This window comes from Streptomyces sp. TAA040 (assembly GCF_000424845.1).
The window spans coordinates 65296-84340 of the sequence record NZ_AUKR01000016.1 but is presented as its reverse complement, the minus strand read 5'-3'; the positions used below and the strand labels follow the sequence as shown (position 1 = coordinate 84340).

Genomic DNA, 19045 nt, shown 5'->3' with positions numbered 1-19045 from the left:
ATGTCGCACACAGAGGAATCCATTGAGGTCGACGTCCCGGTGACCACCGCGTACAACCAGTGGACGCAGTTCGAGGAGTTCCCGCGGTTCATGGAGGGCGTCGAGCGGATCGACCAGGTCTCCGACACCCGCACCCACTGGGTCACGAAGATCGCCGGTGCCGAGCGGGAGTTCGACGCCGACATCACGGAGCAGATCCCGGACGAACGCGTGGCGTGGACCAGCGTCGGTGGGGGGCCCAAGCAGGCAGGCGTGGTCACCTTCCACCGCCTCGACGACAGCCGCTGCAAGGTGATGCTCCAACTGGACTACGCCCCCGAGGTGTTTGCCGAGGGCGTGGCCGACGCGCTCGGCCTCGTCCGTCGCAAGGCCAAGGGCGACCTGGGCCGCTTCAAGGAGTTCATCGAGGACCGCGGAGCCGAGACCGGCGGTTGGCGCGGCGCGGTCTGAGCCGCCTCCCGCAGCACCGGTGCGGCCCGTGCGCCGTCGCGTGGCACCGCCGGGCGCGGACGGTGCGCGGCGACCCTGCGGTTCCGCCCGCAAGGTCGCCGCGGTCCGGTGGTCAGAGCGACACGCCGCGCTGCCGCAGGTAGGCCAGTGGGTCGATGTCCGAGCCGTAGCCGGCCCCCGTGCGCAGCTCGAAGTGCAGGTGCGGGCCGGAGCTGTTGCCGGTACTGCCCGAGCGGCCGACGGCCTGCCCGGGGTCGACCTGCTGTCCCGGCCGCACCGAGATCGCCGAGAGGTGCGCGTACTGGCTGTACCGGCCGTCGTGGTGCTTCAACACCACCTGGTAGCCGTAGGCGTCGGCCCAGCCCGCGGATTCCACCCGCGCGCGGGTGACCGCCCTGACGGCGGTTCCCGTCGCCACGGGGAAGTCCACCCCGGTGTGGTAGCCGGACGCCCAGCTCGCCCCCGACGCCCGGTACGCGGTGCTCGGCGAGACGCCGCTGACCGGTGCGGTGAACTCGGCGGTGGCGGGCTTGGCCTGCTCCGTGGTGGCCTTGTGCTGCTCCTTGTCGGGCGTCGGCTTCTCGGCCGGCTTCTTCTGCTCCGTCTTCTCCTTCTCGGGCGCGGCCATCTCCGGTGCCGACCGGGAGGGTTGCGCACCGGAGTCGGCCCCCGCGCCGCGCAGGCTCAGGCGCTGGCCCGGGAGGATGAGGTCGGGATCGTTCCCGATGGACGTCCGGTTGCGGTCGTAGAGGGCCCGCCAACCGCCGTCCAGCTCCTCGGCCTGAGCGATCCCGAAGAGCGTGTCCCCACGGGCCACCCGGTAGCTGCTGCCCCGCGCGTGCTCCTGGACGGCGGGCTCGTCCCGCTCGGCTTCGGCCTGCGGCTTCGCCGGCCGGGCGGTGGCCGTGCGGGTCTGCGTGGAGGTTCCCGCGGTGTTCTCCCCGCTGTCGCCCCGCGTCAGTCCGGCGCGGACCGAGCAGTCGGGCCAGGCGCCGGGCCCCTGGCTGTTGAGTACCTTCTCCGCGACCGCGATCTGCTGCGCCTTGGTGGCCCGGTCGGCCCGTGGGGCGTGCGCGGTGCCGCCGAACTCCTGCCAGGTGGACTGCGTGAACTGGAGCCCGCCGTAGTACCCGTTGCCCGTGTCGGTGTTCCAATTGCCGCTGCTCTCGCATGCGGCGACCTTGTCCCAGGTCTCCACCGGGGTCGCCTGGGCATGGCCGATACCGACCAGCGGCAGCGCGATGCCCGCGCCACCGGCCGTCACGGTCAGCGAGGCGCGTGAGACCGGGCTGGGCTTGTAGCGGCGGTGTCGTCCTCGGCCTGCCATGGCGGCCTCCCCCATTTCCCGGTGCATCCGGCATTCGGTCAACAAATGCCCGCCACAGGGAAGTTGGCAAGCGCATCAAAGGTATTGCGGTGGGCCCGGCAGGGCAAGCGGTTCGCGGTCACTCGCTCACTCAGGGCCAGGAAGCTCGATGTCCTGGGTGAGTGCGCGGAGTTCGGCCGCGCGGTCGGCGGAAGCCTCGTCCGCATACACCTCGCAGGTCAGGCGTCTGCCCGGGGTGAAGTCGTGCTCCAACTCGAACAACCGGATCTCCCTGCCGTCGGCGAGCAGGAAGGCGTGCTCGTACACCGAGCAGAAGGCGCGGTGTGCGGCGCTGCCCAACGGCTGGGGAGCCCGGGTGATCTGGTGGCGGCGGGCGGTCGAGAGCAGCCGGAGCACCTCCTCACCCGGGCGGTTCGGATTGCTGGCGCGCCGCAGCAGCCGTCGGGCGTGCTCCGCGGAGCCCCGCTCCTCGAAGACGCGCGGCCCGGCTGCCGCGCTGGTGCGCGAGCCCGGCTCCTCGAACTGCTTGCGGAAGGTGTCCGGGGCGGACGGCAACCGGAGCGGCGCCGGCTCCCCGCCCATCCGCATGTGCACCCGCAGTTCGGCGGCGCGCAGTGCCGCCTGCTCGGGGTAGAGCTCGAAGGTGAGCCTGCCGTCCCCCTCGGTGTCGTGCTGGAGCTCCCACAGGGTCCGGACGCTGCCGTCGCGCAGGGTGAAGGTGTGGCGGTAGGACCGGCAGTGGGTGCGCGGTGGCGGGGCGTTGTGCTGCCGCCAGGAACGCAACTGGACGGAGAAGGCGACGGCGGCCGTGAGCCTGACGGCCAGTGCGTCGCTGATCTCGAACGGATTGTGCGCCCGGCCAAGCAGCCGCTCCAGGTGCTCGGCCGGCACCGCGCTGCCCGCTCTCTGTGGGGCGTTCTGCATCGGGCACCTCCCAACCTCTCGCCGGTCCTCTCCCTTCTGAATACCCAAAGTAGCCGGAAACCGTGCACGAAAAGTGAGATTGGCTGAGTTCCCGCCCCGTATTCCCGCTGTGAGCTGCTCCTTGGTGTCGTGCGCCACGTCGGAGGCGTTGTTACTCAGAGTGATGAATATGGGGAGGCTTCGGCGGCCTGTCCTCGCCCGTCCTCTCGCACCGGCGCGCACCGGCGACGCGAGGCACCTCTGCCGGTGTCCCGTGCGCCCGGCGACGGGGGCGGATGCTCAGCGGCCCCGCACGGTCAGCGTGTCGAGCAGCCGTTCGGTGGCCGTGGCGACGTCCGCGACCGCCTTCTCGAAGGCGGCGGCGTTGTGGGCGGCCGGAGTACGGAAGCCGGAGACCTTCCGTACGTACTGGAGGGCCGCGGCGTGCACGTCCTCCTCGGTCACCGACTCGGCGAAGGGGGGACGCAGGGTCCTGATGCTTCGGCACATTGCTCGACGGTACGCCGCCGGCCTGCCGGTTCCCGCACGCCGCGGGCATCCGTACGCACCGCGGGGCCGGTGCCCTCGGCCGCCGGCTCCGCGGCCGTCAGCGCCCGGGCGGCCGGAGGAACACGCAGTCGCCGCAGACGCCGCCCCCGGGCACCCGGTAGTAGAGGCAGCAGGTGGTCCGCCGGAACCCGCGGCCCTCCAGGGTGCCGGTACCCCGCAGCGGCGGCCGGGCGAGCAGTGCCGCCGCGAGCCGCCCGGCCCGGGCGGCGGCCTCCGGCCGTCCCTCCCGCAGGCAGCGGGCGGCGAACTGCTGCACGGCACCGCCGAGGGCGGAGGCGGCGTTGCCCCACAGCAGCCTTTCGGCCACCGGGGCCGCCCCGCGCACCGCCCCCGCCAGCGGTCCGAGGTGGCACCGGACGATCCGTTCGGACAGCCCGTCGGCGACGTCCCGCTCCGCGGGCGGCCGCCACCCGTCCGGTCCCGGCGAGCATCGCCCCGGCCGGCCGGGAGGCGGCCGGTCGCCGCCGGGGAGCCAGAGGTCCTCCGGTGCGCTCGCCTCCGGGTCCCAGTGCAGCCTCCCGGGGTCCAGATCCGGCGCCGGGGCGCCGAGGACCGCCGGGGCGAGCCCGATTGACCACAGACGGGCGGCCAGCCCCAGGTGCGCCAGGGAGGCGGCGACGCGGAGCTCGGACGCCCCGGTCCGGGCCGCCACCAGCTCGACCCGGCGGCGCACGGCCTCCGGATCGCCCGCGTACACCCGCGCCAGCGGTACGGCGCCGGCCGGCGCCGTACCCGTCCGCAGCGCGAAGAAGCCGCTGCCCTCGTCCGATCCCGTCATGCTCCCAGCGTCCCACCGCCCGTTCACAGCGATGAGACCGCCCGCCGCGCACCGGCCGGCACACCGCGCGAGGACGCCGCCCGCCGGCGCCGCGTCAGCCGTGGTCGACCAGCGCGGCGTGCCCCTGCACCCGGGCGCAGTGCGCACAGCAGAAGAACCGGCCGACCGCCTCCACGCCGTGCCCCAGGACGCGGCAGCCGCAGTTCTGGCAGACCGGCGCCATCCGCTGGGTGGCGCACTCCAGGCTGTCGAAGACGTGCACCGCCCCCGGCGCGTGCACCTCGAAAGACATCGCGTAGTCGTTGCTGCATACCTCGCACACGGCCATGCCTGCTCAGTCCTCGTACCACTGCGTCGCGAAGGCCGGGCCCCGGGCCGACGGCCCCCGGTTCGGCCGCCAGCATGGGCCCGCGATCCGCGCCGTACCGGGGCGGCACCCGACGACCGGGCGCGCGCCCACCCACCCGCCCGGCCCAGTCAGCCCGTGGCCGTCCTCCGCTCCCCGCCGCGGGCCGGGGCGGCTCCCGCCGCGGGCGGTGCCGTGCCGAGGGGCGGGCCCGGGGTTTCACTGGGGGGATGGACTGCCTCTTCTGCGCCATAGCCGCCGGGCAGGAGCCCGCCCACCGGGTCCTCGAGGACGACGTCGCCAGCGCGTTCCTGGACGTCCGGCCGCTCTTCCCCGGACACACGCTGGTGGTTCCGCAGCGGCACGCGGAAACCCTCACGGACCTCGCGGCCCCGGACGTCGGCCCGTTCTTCGACCGCGTCCAGCGGGTGGTGCGGGCGGTGGAGCACGGCACCGGGGCGACCGGTTCGTTCGTGGCCGCCAACAACCGGGTCAGCCAGTCCGTTCCGCACCTGCACGTGCACGCCGTGCCGCGCAACCGCGGTGACGGGCTGCGCGGGTTCTTCTGGCCGCGCACCCGGTACCGGGACGAGGCACACGCCGCCGACACGGCCGCGCGGCTGAGGGAGGCACTGGGCGAGGGCTGAGCGCAGGGCCGCCCCGAGCAGCGCCGGGCGGTCCCGGACCGTGGCGCCCGGGGCGACGGCGTCAGCCCAGCATGGCGAGCACCGTCGCCACGGTGTCGGCCTCGGCGGCGGGCTTGTCCGTGCGGTAGCGGAGCACCCGCGCGAAGCGGAGTGTGACGCCCGCGGGATAGCGGGTGGAGTGCTGCACCCCGTCGAACGCGATCTCCACCACCAGCTCCGGCGGCACTCGCACCCCCCAGGACTCCCGCTCCACCGCGATCTCCTGGAGCCGCGCGGTCTGCTCGCTCAGCAGGACGTCCGTCAGGCCCTTGAAGGTCTTGCCGAGCATCGCGAACGAGCCGTCCGGGCGGCGCGCACCGAGGTGCAGGTTGGAGAGTGTGCCGGTGCGGCGGCCGTGCCCCCACTCGGCACCGAGGACCACTAGGTCCAGGGTGTGCACCGGCTTCACCTTCACCCAGGACGCACCGCGCCGACCGGCCCGGTAACCGGCGTCCAGGCCCTTGACCACCACCCCCTCGTGGCCGCGGGAGAGGACCCGGGCGGCGAAGGAACGGGCCGCCTCGCGCGCGGCGTCGTCTGCAGGATCGGGCACGGTCCGCCGCTCCACCCGCCACTCGTCCGGTACCACCTGCGCGAGTCGGCGGTGCCGCTCGGCGGTGGAGGACGCGAGCAGGTCCTCGCCGTCGAGGGCGAGCAGGTCGAAGAACCTCGCGGCCAGCGGCAGGGAGGCCCGGGCGGCACCCACGTCCAGGCGGGACCCGACGCGTCCGGCCACCTCCTGGAAGGGGCGTGGACGCCCTTCCGGGTCCAGGGCGAGCACCTCCCCGTCCAGCACAGCCCGGTCGGCGCGGAAGCCGCGGGCGGCCTCGACGACCTCGGGAAGCCGGTCGGTGATCTCGTCCGAAGTCCGCGTCCAGATCCGGACCTCCCCGCGGTCGAGGTGCGCCTGGACGCGGATGCCGTCCAGTTTCTCCTCGACCGCGCAGGGCCCGACCCGGTCGATCGCCGCGTCCAGGTCGGGAGCGGACTGCGCCAGCATCGGCTGCACCGGCCGGTTGACCGTGAGCCGGAACACGGCCAGCGCCTCGGGGCCGTCGGCCAGCAGTGCCCCGGCCACCGCGCCCAGCGAACCCGCGAGCATCACCGCGTGCCGGACCGCCTCGGGCTCCGCCCCGGTCGCGGCGGCCAGCCCCTCGGCGGCCAGGGCGTCCAGTGCCCCCTGGCGCAGTTCGCCGCCGAGCAGCCGGATCAGGAACCGCTGCTCCTCCTCGGTGGCGCTCCCCAGCAGCGTGTCGAGCAGCTCCGTCCGCTGCCGCTGGGCGCCCTTCCCGGACACCGCGGCGATCCGTTCCAGTAGCGCGTCGGTCTCCGGGACGGTGAGCTCGGGGTTCGCCGCGGGCTGCCGGGACTCGGTGAGGGTGCGCCGGACGATCCCCGTCCGGCGCTGCGGCAGCCGGCCCGCGAGGTAGGTGGTGACCAGGGCCGCCTCCCCGGTGTCGGCGGCGCGGAACAGTGAGGCGAGGAGGGCGACCTTCTCCGAGCGGGCGGAGGCGGCGGTCACCGCGGCGGACGTCCGGGCGAGTTCGGCCAGCAGCATGCCCCCCATCCTCGCCCGGGGCGGCCGGTCCCGCAGGTCGCCCCGGCCACGGGGCCCGGGACCCGGCCGCGCCGGGCGCCCCGGCCGGTCGGCCGGGACGCCCACCCGAGACCCACCGCGGTCAGCGAGGCGCCGTACTCCGCGCAGAGCACGAGCACGCCGGGGACGACGTAGGACAGGTAGGCCGTTCCGGTGCGGATCGCGCCCCCGAACAGGTAGACGAGGACCAGCATCAGCATCACCGGCAGCACCAGCGAGACCATGATCATGTCGGTGCCGCCGATCTCGGGGTGTCCACGATGGCCCTGTACCGCTACGTCTCGTCCAAGGACGAGCTGCTCGTCCTGCTGCGGGACGTCGCCGTCGGCGTGCCGCCGCCGGTTCCGGAGCACGTCACCGGGCGGCGGGCGGGCCTTGCCCACTGGGCCGGCGCCTACCGGGCGGTGCTGCACCGGCATCTGTGGGTGCTGCGCGTCCCGGTCACCGGCCCGCCGGTCACACCCAGCGGTGTGCACTGGATGGAGCAGGCGCTCCGCTCGCTGGCGGACACACCTCTGGACGAGGGGGCCAAACTGGGCGTCGTGATGCTGGTGGACGGGTACGTGCGCAGCGAAGCCGCGCTGATGGCCGACCTGGAGGCCTCGGCCCGTGCCAACGTGACCACCGTGCCCGAGGCCACCGCGGCCTACGGGGAACTGCTCGTGCGGCTCGCCGACCCTGGGCACTTCCCGGCGGTCGCCGCGGTGCTCCACTCGGGTGTGCTCGCACAGTCCGGAGCACCGGACGAGGACTTCCGGTCCGGCCTGGAACGGGTGCTCGACGGCGTCGGCGCACTGATCGAAAAGGGAGGAAACGATGAGCGAGCGTGAGGAGGCGGCCCGCGACCGCGACGAGACGGGGCGGGCCCGCAACGCGCGACCCCGGGACGGCCTCGGCCGTCCGCTGCCGTACGGGGCGCCGGGCGTCCCACGGCAGCCGGAGGGCGTGCCTCGCTCGCCGGAGGAGACGCTGCGGGAGGCTCAGGAACTGCTGGACGGCGGGATGCCCTTCCACGCCCACGAGGTGTTCGAGGACGCCTGGAAGTCCGGCTCCGAGGAGGACCGCGCCCTGTGGCGGGGTCTGGCCCAGTTGGCGGTGGGGCTCACCCACGCGGCCCGCGGCAACAGCCGTGGTGCGGGGTCCCTGCTGCGCCGGGGGGCCGCGAGTATCGCCGAACGGGCCGGGGATCCGCCGTACGGGATCGACCTCGCAGGTCTGTGCGCATGGGCCGGTGACGTCGCGGACGAGTTGCCCGCCCGCTCCGCGCCGCCGTCCGCAGCGGAGCTCGCGCCCCGCTTGCGCGGCTGACCGCGCGCTCCCGTGGTGCGCCGCAGAGGCCGCGGCGCCACCGCTCCACCAGACGCGCCGACCCGCGCCGGAACGGGGAGCGTCGTGAGCGGCCGCCTCAGTCCGGCGGCCTCACGGCGCGGTCCCGGGTCGGCTCCGACCACTCCGCGTCCGTGCTGCCGGGGACGGTGCGCTGCTCGGCGGCCCACTGTCGGACGAGGGCGGTGTAGATCGGGGTGGCGGTGGCCCGGGGAACCGTTTCCCCGGGCCCCGGGGGCCCGGGGGGTGCCGGAGGGTCGGGCGGTGCGGCGGACTCGGTCGTGGCGCTCTGCTCAACGGTCACATGCTGTCCAACGGCCCGGCCCGGCGCGGAGTCACGCCCCGCCGCGCCCGGCACGGCGGGGGAGGCGGGATCGCCCGGGAAGGGGGACGCGGCAAGTGCCAGGAACCGAAGCCGGCGCGGTGGTCCGGCGCGAGGGACGTGCCGGCGGTGGGGCAGCCGGACCGCCCGCCGGCTGCCGCTGCACGCCGGCGCCGTTGACGCGCCGCCTGCTGGCGCTGGACGCCGCGTACGGCGCGGCCACGGCCGCGCCGTACGCGCGGCACGCCGTCCGGGAGGTACGGGTGGCCCGGCACCTCGGCGGGCGGTGCGGGAGGCACCCCGCGCGCCGACCGGACGGCGCCGCCGCGGACCGGTCCGAGCTGCTGGCCGCCGCGGGCTGGGTGCTGTTCGACGCCGAGGACCATGCCCGGGCCGACGCGGTGAACCGGGCGGCCCTGCGGCTGGCCCTGGACTGTGGTGAGCCGCGGACGGCCCAGCTCGTGCTGACCACGCTGAGCATGCAGCGGGAGCACCTCGGCCGTCCCGCGCCGGCGGCCGCCGCGGCTGAGAGCGCCGCCACGCTGGGCCGTCCCACCAGCAGGGTGCGGTCGGTCTGCCACCTGCGGCTGGCCCGCTGCCACGCCGCCGTCGGCCGCCGCTCCGGCGCGCTCGGCGAACTGGCCCGGGCCCGGCACCTCTTCGAGGAGGGCCCGGACGACCGCGACCCCGCGTGGACCTGGTGGATCGACCGCTCCGAGCTGGACGGTCACCACGGTGCCGTCCTCGCCCGGCTGGCCGGGACAGCACCGGGAACGGGCCGCCAGGGGGTGGCCGGCGCGGCCGCCGACCGACTGGCGCCGGTGGTGGCGGAGGCCGCCGGGGCGGCCTACCGGGCGGTGTTCGCGGCGGACCTCCTGGCCGTGCTGGTAGGGGCCGGGGCCCGGCGCGAGGCGGAGTCGCTCGCCTGCTCCCTCCACCCGGCCGCGGCGCGGGTCGGCTCCGTGCGGGCGGTGCGCGCGCTCGCCCGTGCGGCCCGTGCCGCCGAGGCCGACCCGCGAGCCCGGACGGGGCTCCGGGACGCCGCCCATCGGCTGGGCGCCCTGTTGCCCCGGCACGGCGTTGTCGGGCTCGCTCCCGCGGGCGCAGCGCCCACACCCGTTCGGCGCGCCGCGGGTCGCCGCGGTTGAGGAAGCGGCCGTGGCCCACCCCCAGCGCGGCCAGCTGCGAGCCGTGGCACAGCATCGCGGCACGTTCGCGGGCCCACTGCGCGTCGTCGAGCACGAGCGTGCGGTGGACCCTTACGCCGTACCGCGCCGCGAATCGCCGGTAGGCGGGCCCGAAGGTGGTACCGGCGGCGAGCGCCGGGGCGTCAGCGCCGCCGCGGCAGCACTCCGGCGCTGCCGCGCTTGCTCCGGCCGGGAAGCGAAGAACCGCAAGAGCGCAAAGAGACTTTCGCGAAGAAGTCTTCGCGGTTGGGTCTGTGCGGTGTGACTGACGCGATGAAGGGGCCGGACGGCCCGAACCGTGAAGAGGAATCCGTTGTCCTGGACGCCAAGGGGCTGCGCGCCATGGCGCATCCCGTGCGGGTGCCGCTGGTGGGACTGCTGCGGAAGTACGGCCGAGGGTCCTGATCTCCTCGCCTTCGATGCCCCGTTTGGCGCGGTACTGGTCGTCTTCGCGGTCAGTGGATTCGGGGTCGGCTTCGTCAACCCAGTGCTGGGGGCCGTCCTCGTCGAGCGGGTGCCGCGCCGGATGCTGGGTCGGGTCAACGCCCTCGGTGACTCGCTGGCCTGGGCCGGTGTTCCCCTCGGTGGCTGCTCGCCGGAGTGGCGGTGACCGCGGTCGGACTCGCGCCCGTGCTGCTCGCCTGCGGCGCCGCGTACTTCCACGAACCTGGCCGGACTTCGGCCGGAGTGGTGCGAGATGGACCGTACGCGTGGGCGGAGGGGGGCTGTGAAGCCGCATTCCGAGGAAGGCGCCTCACGGAGCAGTGCGAACGCAGTGACTTGACCTTGGCGGGAGGGAGGCGGATACTCCAGCCCTCTCCTCACCTCTTCTGCCTCACCCGACTTCACAGACCCCGGCAAGCCGGGCACCTCTCGACTCGCGGGAGCACGGCGGCCCGCCGCCGAGTCGTCGGCGGCAGGATGGGGAAGCCGCACCCGCCGTGCCGATCCGAGGGAGCCTCCCATGCCCGACACCGACCGCGGTGCTCCCGCGCCCGACCGCGGCGCGCTGGGGCTGGCCAAGCTGCTGGCCGTGTCGGGGACCGCGCACTTCCTCGTCCCGCGGCCGTTCGACAGCATCGTTCCGCGGGCCCTCCCGGGCGGGCCCCGGGGCTGGACCCGTGTCAGCGGAGCGGCGGAACTGGTGCTGGCCGCCGGTATCGCGGCACCGGCGACCCGCAGGGTCGCCGCGCTCGGTGCCGCCGCCTTCTTCGTGGCCGTGCTGCCCGCGAACGTGCGGATGGCGTACGACTGGCGGCACCGGTCGGCGCCGCTGCGGGCGGTGGCGTACGGGCGGCTGCCGCTCCAGATCCCGCTGGTGCTCCGGGCCCTTTCCGTGGCGCGGCGTGCGGGGCGCCCCGCCGATCGGTGACAATGCGGGTATGCCACGACACGCCTCGCGCCCCGCCGCCCGTACCGCGCCGCGCCGCGCGGAGCCCCGCTCCTGCCCGTGCGGTCGTCCGGAGGCCCACCGGGACTGCTGCGGCCGGCTGCACCGCGGCACGCGCGGAGCGGACACCCCGGAGGAGCTGATGCGGGCGCGATACAGCGCCTTCGTGCTGCGGGACGAGGCGTACCTCCTCCGCAGCTGGCATCCCGGCACCCGCCCCGCCAGGATCGACTTCGACGCCGGCCTGCACTGGCGGGGCCTGGAGGTTCTGGCGAGCGGCGGCGGAAGCCCATTCCACACCGAGGGGACGGTCGAGTTCCGGGCGCGCTACGCGGCTGTCGGCGGGCCTGGGGAACTCCACGAGAAGAGCCGGTTCGTCCGGCACGAGGGCGCCTGGGTCTACCGCGACGGCACCGTGCTCGACTGAGCAGACGGCCCGTCGTTCCTCCCCGCCGCGGCGCTTCCGGCGAGGGGTGCGGGGGCGGCAGGTGCGAGGGGCCCGCGGCGCCGGTGTGGAGCGGCAGATGGCCGCGCGAGTGAGGGAGTGGGGATGCGGGCAGGACACGAGCTGGTCGTGGTGGGATCGGCGAATGTCGACCTGGTGGTCGGGGTGGAGCGGCGCCCGGGGGCCGGGGAGACGGTCCTGGGCGGCGACCTCGCCGTGCACCCCGGCGGCAAGGGGGCGAACCAGGCGGTGGCAGCGGCCCGGCTGGGCGCGCGTACCGCCCTGCTGGCCCGGCTGGGGGACGACGATCACGGCAGGCTGCTGAGCGGTTCGCTCGCCGCGGACGGGGTCGACCTGTCGGCCGTGCTCACCTCAGACGCGCCGACAGGGGTGGCGATGATCACGGTCGACGCGTCGGGCGACAACAGCATCGTGGTGTCGCCCGGAGCCAACTCCCGTCTGCTGCCCGCCGACGTGCACGCGGCCCGTGACCTGCTGGCGGGGGCCGCGGTCGTCTCGCTCCAGTGGGAGATTCCGCCGCGGACGGTGGCAGCTGCAGCCGGGGCGGCACGCCGGGCCGGGGCGCGGGTGGTGCTCAACCCCTCGCCTCCGTCGGAACTCGCCCCCGGTGTGCTCGCGGCGGCGGATCCGCTGGTGGTCAACGAGCACGAGGCCCGGATGCTCTGCGCCGGGACGCCCGGTGGCGCGGCCGACGACGATCCGGCGAGCCGGGCGGCTCTGCTGCTGGCCTCCGGTCCGCGGTCGGTCGTGGTGACGCTCGGGCCCCGCGGCGCGCTGGTGCTCGACGACCGCGGGCCGTCCCGGGTGCCCGCGCCCCGGGTGGACGTGGTGGACACGACCGGTGCCGGGGACGCGTTCACCGGCGCGCTGGCCTGGCGGCTGGCCGTCGGCGATGCGTTGCGCGAGGCTGTCCGGAGGGCGGTCCGGGCCGGGGCGTTCGCGGTCACCCGGGCCGGTGCGCAGGATTCGTTCCCCACCGAGGAGGAACTGCGGGCGCTGCGCTGAGCCGCCCCGCCCCGGCGGCGGCCCGCGGGGGCGCCCCCGCGGCGGAGGCGGTACGGAGGCACCGGCCGTGCAGCCCCCGCACCGCTCACGCACGACGGGCGTTCGCTCAGCCCGCGAGGCCCGCCTTGATGGCCGCGGTGAACTTCACGACGCGCTCGGCCTGGACCCGCGCGGCGAGCCGGGTGGTGTCGTCCACCGGGTTGGTGCCCTGCGCGTCCACATGCGAGGTGCCGTACGGGTTGCCGTCGGCGAACTTCGACGCGTCGGTGTAACCGGGGGCGACGAGGATGCCGCCGAAGTGGTGCACGGTGTTGTAGAGGGCGAGCAGGGTGGACTCCTGGCCGCCGTGCGCGGTGGCGGAGGAGGTGAAGCCGCTGTAGACCTTGTCGGCCAGCAGTCCCTGGGCCCACAGGCCGCCCAGCGTGTCGATGAACTGCTTCAGCTGGGCCGCGACGTTGCCGTAGCGGGTGGGGGTGCCGAAGATCACGGCATCGGCCCAGAGCATGTCGTCGGGGGTGGCTTCCGGAAGGTCCGCGGTGGCGGCGGCGTGCTCCGCCCACGCGGGGTTCGACTCGATGGCCGCCCGCGGCGCCAGCTCGGTGGCCTTCAGCAGGCGGACCTCGGCCCCGGCCTTCTCCGCCGCCGCGGTGATCTCCTTGGCGATGGTGGCGATGGTGCCGGTCGAGGAGTAGTAGATGACGGCGAGCTTGACGGATGCGGTCATGGTGCGATGCCTCCTGGAGGTGGTCCTCGGTGGGCGGGCCCGGGGCGGGGCCGCCCACCGAGGAACGGGTACACGTACGAGGCGCGAGCATGCGTGAACGCCGCGCGTTCTTCCGACGCGACGCGCGCAGAGGACCGCACCCAGTAAGTTGAAGCTTAAACCATTACGGCCGTACTGTCCTCCCGATGCGCCGCGGCCCCCTCTCCGTCCCCGCGCGTCGCGGCCCGCCTCCGCGCCGCCGGAGGGCCCGTCACCCGCGGCCCGGACGTCCGGCCTCCTCGCGCCCGCTCAGTCCTCCCAGCCGCCAGTGGTGACGCTGCGTTCGGTGGAGAAGCTGCCCCAGGTTCCGTCGGGGAGCCGGGCCCTGAGCTTCACCCGGTAGCGGGTGCCCGTCTCCTCGGTGACGAAGAAGCGGTACTCGGCCTTCCCCTCCGGGGCGTCCGCGCCCCAGGCCAGGGTGGTGGCGAACTCGCCGTCCAGGTGGATCTGGTACTCGGGCACCGTTCCGCCGGTGTCGGGCGGGGTCCACGAGAGCTCCAGGTAGTGCCCCCGGTCCCCCTTCTCGCTGCGCACCGCGAAGTCCGCGGGTGCGGTGGCGGCGTCGTCCGAGGCGCCGTCCGAGGTGGTGAGGTGCACGGTCCCGCTCGCCTCGGAGGAGTTGTCGGCGCCGTCCCTGGCCTTCACCGTGAAGGCGTAGTCGGTTCCCGGGCGCAGGCCCGTCACCAGGGTGGACGTCTCCCCGCCGCCGACGCTGTGCACGCGGGCGTCGCCCTGGTAGACGTCGTAGGACGTCACCTCGTGGTTGTCGCCCGCCGCCTGCCAGGTCAGCCGGGCCGCTCGTGCCCCGGCTGCCTCGCCCCGGAGCCCGGTCGGGCGGGTGGGCGCTTCGGCGTCCTCACTCGCGGCGTCCAGGGTGGTGACGGAGGCGGCCCGGCTGCCGCGGGAGAGGCTGCCGTCCTTGCCCCGGGCCTTGACGGCGAAGGTGTACTCCGTCTCCGGTTCGAGGCCGGTGACGTCCACCATGTAGCGGCCGCCCTCGACCTCCTCGACCTTCTCGCCCTGCCGGTACACCTCGTACCCGGCTATCTCCGCCTCCTCGTCGACGCGGTTCCACATGACGTGCACCGCGGTGGAGCTGCTCGCGTGCACCGTGAGACCGGCCGGCGGTTCGGGAGGGGCGGCCTCCGGGCCACCGGCGCCGCAGGCGGTGAGCAGCAGGAGTCCTGCGGTGAACAGCGCGGTGCGTGGGCGGGTCCGTACCACGGTGGGGCCTTCCGTCCGACGGTGTGCGACCGGATTGGTCTAGACATATATGGCACAGTCGGGGAGGCACATCAAGGGGTGCGCCGGACCGCCTCCTCTCGTCCGTGGGCCGGGGCCGGGCGGGACGCGGCGGACGCCGGGCCCGTCACATCCGCTCGAAGCCGCGCATCCGCTCCCAATCGGTGGTCGTGGACTCGAAGGACTCCAACTCCGCACGTGCGGCCTGGGCGTAGTGCCGCACCACCTCACTGCCGAACACCTCCGCGGCCGTCGCGCTGCTCTCCCACCGGTGCAGGGCCTCGGTGAGAGTGGTGGGCAGCCGAGGCACCGACGGGTCGGCGAGGGCGTTGGCGGTGTGCGGTTCCGGCAGCGGCAGTTGCCGGTCGATGCCGTGCAGCCCGGCGGCCAGCGCCGCGGCCACCGCCAGGTACGGGTTGGCGTCCCCGCCCGGGACCCGGTGCTCGATACGCAGCGAGTGACCGGCACCGACCACCCGCACCGGGCAGGTCCGGTTGTCCCGGCCCCATCCGATCCCCGTGGGGGCGAAGGCGCCGGGGCGCAGCCGCTTCCAGGAGTTCACGTTGGGGGCCATCAGCAGGGCGAAGTCGGGCATGCAGGCGAGCTGGCCCGCCACGAAGTGCCGCATGAGCCCGGACATCCGCTCCGGCGCGGACGGCTCGGCGAAGACGGCCGAGCCGTCCGCCCCCCGCAGCGACAGGTGCAGATGGCAGGAGTTGCCCTCCCCGTCGTCGAACTTGGGCATGAAGGTCAGCGCCCGGCCCTCCTGCGCCGCGATCTCCTTCGCGCCGTTCTTGAACACCACGTGGTTGTCGCAGGTCCGCAGGGCCTCGTCGTAGCGGAAGACGATTTCGTACTGGCCCGGGTGCACCTCGCCCCTGGCGGTCTCCATCCGCAGTCCCGCGCGGACCATCTCCCGGCGGATCCGGCGGGTCAGCGGCTCGATCTCGGACATGCCCTGGAGGGCGTAGTCGACGTTGTACCGGGTTCCGGTGCGCAGGCCCTGGTAGCGGGCGTCCCAGGCCTGCCGGTAGTCCTCCCGGAACACCAGGAACTCCAGTTCGGTGCCGGTGAACGCGGCCAGCCCCCGCTCGGCCAGTCTGTCGAGCTGGCCGCGCAGCACCTGGCGCGGCGCCACCGCGACGGATTCCCCGCCGGGCCAGCGGGTGTCCGCGAGCACCAGTGCGGTGCCCGGGTCCCAGGGCAGCGTGCGCAGGGTCTGCGGGTCGGCGTGCAGCACGAAGTCGCCGAAGCCGGTGTTCCACGCGTCGATGGAGTACCCCGGACCGGTCTCCATCTCCACGTCGGTGGCCAGCAGGTAGACGCAGGCGCCGAAACCCTGTTCGGCCGCCTCGTCCAGGAAGTGCGCCACGGACAGCCGGCTGCCCTGGAGACGGCCCTGGAGGTCGGGCACCGCCACCAGCACCTCCTCCACCAGGCCGGTCTCGGCGTCGGCCCGTAGCTTCGCGTAGCGGTCCGCGGCGGTCACGACCGCCGCTCCCCGGCCGCGGCGAGCGGATTGCGGACCGTGCCGTGGACCAGGTCGAATCCCTCGTCCCGCTCGGACCGGTCGTGGAAGGCGCCGCCGAGCAACTGCTCGCGGTTGAGCGCCACCCGGTCGAACTCCTCCGCGAAGAGCCCGAAGTCCTCCGCCCGATCAGCGAGTTCCGGGAAGCGGCGGTGATAGGAGAGGATCTCCTCCCGCACCATCGTCCAGAACTCGCCCTCCGGGACCGCGAGGTGTTCGGCCACCATGGGTGCGAAGAAGCGGAAGTGGCCTGCGAACACCGCGCTCAGCAGCGAGTGGGCCAGCTCCCCGGCAGGCCAGCGCAGCAGCACCCGCTCGGCCCGCTCGCTGAGCGAGGCGTACTCCGGCCGCTCGCCGGGCAGCAGGTTCACGTCCTCCGCGAAGTCCTTCACCGCGATGCCGACGGGTGTCTCCCGGGCGTCGTAGAGGACCACGGTGTTCTCCCCGTGCGGGCAGAACGCGACTCCGTAGCGGTAGAGATGGTGCAGCAGCCCCGGCAGCAGCGCGTGCAGGAAGCGCTCCAGCCACTCCCGCGCGCTCAGTCCCGACCGTGCCACCAGCTCGGCGGCCAGCGCCCGCCCGTCGGAGCCGACCTTCAGCAGCGCCGCCATGGTGCGCGCCCGCTCGCCCTCGGCGAGCAGTGCCGCGACCGTCTCCCGCCACACGGCGCCGAGCAGCTCGTGGTAGCGGTAGGGGGCGTCCCCGACGGACTCGTAGAGCGGATGCCGTACCGCGACGGCGGCCACCTCGCCCAGGGGGTGGAAGCGCAACTCCGCGCCGAGGTAGGGGTCCTCGGCACGGAGCCGGTGCAGCCAGGCACTGATGTCCGGCGCCGCGTGCGTGGGATCGGTCGAGAGGCCGCGCCACACCAGGGTGTTGCGTATCCACAGCGGCACCTTGACGTTGCGCCGGTCGGGCCGGTCCACGTTCGCCAGGGTGCGTATCGACTGCAGGGGGCGGTACCGGTCCGCGCTCTCCCCGAGCCGGACGAGCCGCCCGTCGGCCAGATCGGCCGGGAACAGCGTCTCGACGGCCTCGTCCCAGTGGAAGGGGTGGACCGGCAGCCAGTGGTAGTCCTCGGGCGCGTGCCCGCTGCCCGCGCAGGACGCAGCCAGCGCGGCGCCGAACCCGGCACGGGTCCCGGGGTCCAGCTCCTCGTCCAGCAGCACGGCCTCGTCCAGGCCGGGCACGCCGGACCACCGGGCCAGATCGTGGTGGACCGCGGCCCACACCAGCCGTACGTCGCCGGCGGCCTCCGGGGCGTACGCCGCGGCGTCCGAGGCGGCGAAACCGAGCCGGCCCTTGTTGAGCAGCATGCACGGATGGCCGTTCTGGTGCGCCTCCAGCGCGAGGTGGTCGAGGTCGGCCAGCGCGGCGGCCGTGACCGGCCGGTCGAGCGCGAGGGCGTCGGCCCGGCGGGTGGCCGTCAGCTCGCGCAGCACCTCGGCGGTGGTGGGGCCGTCCCAGCCGAGGCCGGGCCGTGCGTCCAGCAGCAGCCGCTCCGGGCCCGCCTCCCCCTCTCCCGCCGCGGGCTCCGGTGTGCGGCGCAGGGTGTCCGGGTCCAGCCGCCAACTGCCGAAGGTGCCGCGCACGGCCCGGAAGGTCCAGCGGACCCCGCCGTCGAACTCCAGCCGGTAGGAGCCCGCGTCGCCGCCGCCCCCGACGGTGCCGCCGGGACGGGGCTCCGCAAGCGGGACGAGCAGCTCCTCGTAGGCGAACTCCTCGATCGCCTTGATGAGCAGGCGACGCCCTGCGGTCTGCCAGGCGGCACGGGTGGGGCGGGTCATCGGGTCTCCTCGACGGGGTGTTCGCGGGTCACGTGGGCCGGTACGGGATCGGGCGCGGCGGCCGGGGCGCCCGCGGCGGCGAAGCCGCCGGCCGCGGGCGCGGGAACGCCGACCGGGCCGCCGGTGGTCCGGGCCGGGTCCCGGGGGCGGGACGGACGGGGCAGCGAGAGCAGGGCCGCGGCCAGCAGCACCGCCCCGGCCAGTGCCAGGGGCAGCGCCGGGTCGCGGGCGACGGCGGCGGCGGCTGCCAGCGGCGCGACGAGCATGGAGGCGGAGCGCACGGTCTCCACCACGGTGAAGGCCGGGCCGCGCGTGCCGGTGGCCCGGAACATCCGCAGTTCCACAGCGGCCTGGCCGAAACCGAGGCCCACGCCGAACAGCACCCGCGCGGCGGCCAGCTCCGCCACGGTATCGACGGCGGCCTGCCAGAGCAGTCCGGCGGCGGAGACCGCCAGGGCGAGCGGCAGCAGCCACCGGCCCAGCCGGTCGTGGCCGCGGCGGACGAGGGGGAGCACCGCCAGCGCCGAGACGCTGGGCAGGAAGAACAGCACCGCGGCGCCGGTCGCTCCGCCTCCCAGGGGGTCGGCGTACGCGGTGAAGAAGGGCCGCACGACGCTGCTGGCGAAGTCGAAGGCCATCCCGAGAAGCGCCGCTCCGGCGAGCAGCGGGAGCAGGCGGCGGAGGGCACCGCGCCCGGCCGGCCGGCCCGCCGCCTCGGGGACGGGGGAGTCCTCGTGGTCGCCCGCGGTGGGCGGCGGAGCGGCCAGGCCGTCCAAGGCCCGCCAGACCAGCCAGGCCAGCGCGAGGTCGAGCAGGGCGAAGGCGGAGATGCCCAGCCGCGGCTCGGGCAGCGCCAGGACGCCCGCGCCGGTGACGGTGGCCGCGACCGTCGCCAGGTGGAAGACGACGACGATGGAGCAGATGCCGGCCAGCCGGGCGTGGTCCGGGTCGGTCCCGGCCGTCGCGGCCGCTCGGGAGTGCTCGGCGATGAAGGCCGGGTAGGAGAGCAGCAGAGCCGCGTTGGTCGCGACGGAGGCGGCCGAGAGCGCGGTGAAGGCCGCGTACCCCGGGGCCAGTCCCAGGGCGAGGTCGAGCAGCGCACCGGCGCACAGTCCGGTCAGCACCAGCCGGTGCAGCGGCCAGCGGCCGGCGGCCAGCCCCCACAGCGGCAGGGCCGCCAGCCCCACCAGGCGGCAGATCCACAGGTAGACGCCGGTCGCCTCCGGGCTCGTGACGCCGTACAGCGTGTCGAAGAGCTGGGGGAGGAAGGGGGTCAGCGCGGTCTCCGACACCAGGTACAGCCCGATGACGGCGATCAGCACACCGCGCGACCGCACCGTCCCGGCTGCAGGGCCTCCGGCGGCCGCCGTCC

20 protein-coding genes and 2 pseudogenes are annotated in these 19045 nt (G+C 75.0%); 10 read left to right on the top strand and 12 right to left on the bottom strand.

Annotated elements, in window-relative coordinates; translation table 11 throughout:
* Entirely contained in the window at positions 1-450 is a 450-nt protein-coding gene (locus tag H300_RS0115780; RefSeq protein WP_028428200.1) for an SRPBCC family protein, read from the top strand.
* Between the two features lie 112 nt (positions 451-562).
* Here H300_RS0115780 and H300_RS0115775 read toward each other — a convergent pair whose 3' ends face one another.
* From H300_RS0115775 to H300_RS0115755, 5 genes are all read right to left on the bottom strand, one after another.
* On the bottom strand, positions 563-1777 hold the full coding sequence (locus H300_RS0115775) for a transglycosylase family protein (protein WP_028428199.1): 1215 nt from the start codon (positions 1775-1777) through the stop codon (positions 563-565).
* A 126-nt stretch (positions 1778-1903) separates the two neighbouring features.
* On the bottom strand, positions 1904-2701 hold the full coding sequence (locus H300_RS0115770; protein WP_051270095.1) for a DUF6227 family protein: 798 nt from the start codon (positions 2699-2701) through the stop codon (positions 1904-1906).
* A gap of 279 nt (positions 2702-2980) precedes the next feature.
* Positions 2981-3190, bottom strand: a complete 210-nt coding sequence (locus H300_RS0115765; protein ID WP_028428197.1) for a DUF2277 domain-containing protein — start codon at positions 3188-3190, stop codon at positions 2981-2983.
* Between the two features lie 97 nt (positions 3191-3287).
* The gene (locus H300_RS0115760) at positions 3288-4028 is read right to left on the bottom strand and encodes a (2Fe-2S)-binding protein (RefSeq protein WP_028428196.1); all 741 of its coding nucleotides are present in this window, start codon (positions 4026-4028) and stop codon (positions 3288-3290) included.
* A gap of 94 nt (positions 4029-4122) precedes the next feature.
* Complete coding sequence (locus H300_RS0115755; RefSeq protein WP_028428195.1) at positions 4123-4356, bottom strand: hypothetical protein; 234 nt, start codon at positions 4354-4356, stop codon at positions 4123-4125.
* 248 nt (positions 4357-4604) lie between these two features.
* Here H300_RS0115755 and H300_RS0115750 point away from each other — a divergent pair, with 248 nt between their 5' ends.
* Positions 4605-5021 carry an HIT family protein gene (locus H300_RS0115750; protein ID WP_028428194.1) on the top strand — a complete coding sequence of 139 codons (417 nt, stop codon included), beginning with the start codon at positions 4605-4607 and terminating at the stop codon, positions 5019-5021.
* 61 nt (positions 5022-5082) lie between these two features.
* Here the strand turns inward: H300_RS0115750 and H300_RS0115745 are convergent, their stop codons facing one another.
* Together H300_RS0115745 and H300_RS31890 are read right to left on the bottom strand one after the other, a co-directional pair.
* Positions 5083-6618, bottom strand: a complete 1536-nt coding sequence (locus H300_RS0115745) for an ATP-dependent DNA ligase (RefSeq protein ID WP_028428193.1) — start codon at positions 6616-6618, stop codon at positions 5083-5085.
* Positions 6579-6887 carry a hypothetical protein gene (locus tag H300_RS31890; protein ID WP_051270094.1) on the bottom strand — a complete coding sequence of 103 codons (309 nt, stop codon included), beginning with the start codon at positions 6885-6887 and terminating at the stop codon, positions 6579-6581. The genes H300_RS0115745 and H300_RS31890 overlap by 40 nt, the downstream gene beginning before the upstream one ends.
* A 30-nt stretch (positions 6888-6917) precedes the next feature.
* On the opposite strand from H300_RS31890, the gene H300_RS27205 reads away from it, so the two are divergent.
* The 8 genes and pseudogenes from H300_RS27205 (at position 6918) to H300_RS0115700 (ending at position 12353) form a co-directional block, all read left to right on the top strand.
* Positions 6918-7487: a TetR/AcrR family transcriptional regulator C-terminal domain-containing protein gene (locus tag H300_RS27205; RefSeq protein WP_051270093.1), complete on the top strand. Its 570-nt coding sequence runs from the start codon at positions 6918-6920 to the stop codon at positions 7485-7487.
* Positions 7474-7965 carry a DUF309 domain-containing protein gene (locus tag H300_RS0115735; protein ID WP_028428192.1) on the top strand — a complete coding sequence of 164 codons (492 nt, stop codon included), beginning with the start codon at positions 7474-7476 and terminating at the stop codon, positions 7963-7965. The genes H300_RS27205 and H300_RS0115735 overlap by 14 nt, the downstream gene beginning before the upstream one ends.
* Positions 7966-8481: 516 nt before the next feature.
* The gene (locus H300_RS27195; RefSeq protein WP_158678374.1) at positions 8482-9453 is read left to right on the top strand and encodes an NsdA family TPR-like regulatory protein; all 972 of its coding nucleotides are present in this window, start codon (positions 8482-8484) and stop codon (positions 9451-9453) included.
* A 312-nt stretch (positions 9454-9765) separates the two neighbouring features.
* Positions 9766-9885 (top strand): annotated as a pseudogene (locus tag H300_RS30315) (ArsR family transcriptional regulator); the annotation flags it as partial.
* 13 nt (positions 9886-9898) lie between these two features.
* Positions 9899-10276 (top strand): annotated as a pseudogene (locus H300_RS30310) (MFS transporter); the annotation flags it as partial.
* Between the two features lie 180 nt (positions 10277-10456).
* Entirely contained in the window at positions 10457-10864 is a 408-nt protein-coding gene (locus H300_RS0115710; RefSeq protein ID WP_037980554.1) for a DoxX family protein, read from the top strand.
* Positions 10865-10874: 10 nt separating this feature from the next.
* Positions 10875-11309 (top strand): YchJ family metal-binding protein, encoded by a 435-nt coding sequence (locus H300_RS0115705; protein WP_028428190.1) that lies wholly within the window; start codon positions 10875-10877, stop codon positions 11307-11309.
* A gap of 123 nt (positions 11310-11432) precedes the next feature.
* Complete coding sequence (locus H300_RS0115700) at positions 11433-12353, top strand: ribokinase (protein ID WP_028428189.1); 921 nt, start codon at positions 11433-11435, stop codon at positions 12351-12353.
* 106 nt (positions 12354-12459) lie between these two features.
* Here the strand turns inward: H300_RS0115700 and wrbA are convergent, their stop codons facing one another.
* From wrbA to H300_RS0115675, 5 genes are all read right to left on the bottom strand, one after another.
* A complete protein-coding gene (gene wrbA / locus H300_RS0115695) occupies positions 12460-13077 on the bottom strand; it encodes an NAD(P)H:quinone oxidoreductase (RefSeq protein WP_028428188.1) in 618 nt (205 codons plus the stop codon).
* Between the two features lie 288 nt (positions 13078-13365).
* Positions 13366-14340: a fibronectin type III domain-containing protein gene (locus H300_RS27190; protein ID WP_051270091.1), complete on the bottom strand. Its 975-nt coding sequence runs from the start codon at positions 14338-14340 to the stop codon at positions 13366-13368.
* A gap of 145 nt (positions 14341-14485) precedes the next feature.
* Complete coding sequence (locus tag H300_RS0115685; protein ID WP_028428187.1) at positions 14486-15847, bottom strand: glutamine synthetase family protein; 1362 nt, start codon at positions 15845-15847, stop codon at positions 14486-14488.
* Complete coding sequence (locus H300_RS0115680; protein WP_028428186.1) at positions 15844-17673, bottom strand: IucA/IucC family siderophore biosynthesis protein; 1830 nt, start codon at positions 17671-17673, stop codon at positions 15844-15846. The genes H300_RS0115685 and H300_RS0115680 overlap by 4 nt, the downstream gene beginning before the upstream one ends.
* Positions 17670-18995, bottom strand: coding sequence for a hypothetical protein (locus H300_RS0115675; RefSeq protein ID WP_028428185.1), 1326 nt, complete (start codon positions 18993-18995; stop codon positions 17670-17672). The genes H300_RS0115680 and H300_RS0115675 overlap by 4 nt, the downstream gene beginning before the upstream one ends.
* Between the last annotated feature and the right edge of the window lie 50 nt (positions 18996-19045).

Excerpts from the sequence above, each read along its gene's own strand:
- H300_RS0115780 (WP_028428200.1), top strand. The coding sequence starts at position 1 with ATGTCGCACACAGAGGAATCCATTGAGGTCGACGTCCCGGTGACCACC.
- H300_RS0115775 (WP_028428199.1), bottom strand. The coding sequence starts at position 1,777 with ATGGCAGGCCGAGGACGACACCGCCGCTACAAGCCCAGCCCGGTCTCA.
- H300_RS0115770 (WP_051270095.1), bottom strand. The coding sequence starts at position 2,701 with ATGCAGAACGCCCCACAGAGAGCGGGCAGCGCGGTGCCGGCCGAGCAC.
- H300_RS0115765 (WP_028428197.1), bottom strand. The coding sequence starts at position 3,190 with ATGTGCCGAAGCATCAGGACCCTGCGTCCCCCCTTCGCCGAGTCGGTG.
- H300_RS0115760 (WP_028428196.1), bottom strand. The coding sequence starts at position 4,028 with ATGACGGGATCGGACGAGGGCAGCGGCTTCTTCGCGCTGCGGACGGGT.
- H300_RS0115755 (WP_028428195.1), bottom strand. The coding sequence starts at position 4,356 with ATGGCCGTGTGCGAGGTATGCAGCAACGACTACGCGATGTCTTTCGAG.
- H300_RS0115750 (WP_028428194.1), top strand. The coding sequence starts at position 4,605 with ATGGACTGCCTCTTCTGCGCCATAGCCGCCGGGCAGGAGCCCGCCCAC.
- H300_RS0115745 (WP_028428193.1), bottom strand. The coding sequence starts at position 6,618 with ATGCTGCTGGCCGAACTCGCCCGGACGTCCGCCGCGGTGACCGCCGCC.
- H300_RS31890 (WP_051270094.1), bottom strand. The coding sequence starts at position 6,887 with ATGATCATGGTCTCGCTGGTGCTGCCGGTGATGCTGATGCTGGTCCTC.
- H300_RS27205 (WP_051270093.1), top strand. The coding sequence starts at position 6,918 with ATGGCCCTGTACCGCTACGTCTCGTCCAAGGACGAGCTGCTCGTCCTG.
- H300_RS0115735 (WP_028428192.1), top strand. The coding sequence starts at position 7,474 with ATGAGCGAGCGTGAGGAGGCGGCCCGCGACCGCGACGAGACGGGGCGG.
- H300_RS0115710 (WP_037980554.1), top strand. The coding sequence starts at position 10,457 with ATGCCCGACACCGACCGCGGTGCTCCCGCGCCCGACCGCGGCGCGCTG.
- H300_RS0115705 (WP_028428190.1), top strand. The coding sequence starts at position 10,875 with ATGCCACGACACGCCTCGCGCCCCGCCGCCCGTACCGCGCCGCGCCGC.
- H300_RS0115700 (WP_028428189.1), top strand. The coding sequence starts at position 11,433 with ATGCGGGCAGGACACGAGCTGGTCGTGGTGGGATCGGCGAATGTCGAC.
- wrbA (WP_028428188.1), bottom strand. The coding sequence starts at position 13,077 with ATGACCGCATCCGTCAAGCTCGCCGTCATCTACTACTCCTCGACCGGC.
- H300_RS0115680 (WP_028428186.1), bottom strand. The coding sequence starts at position 17,673 with ATGACCCGCCCCACCCGTGCCGCCTGGCAGACCGCAGGGCGTCGCCTG.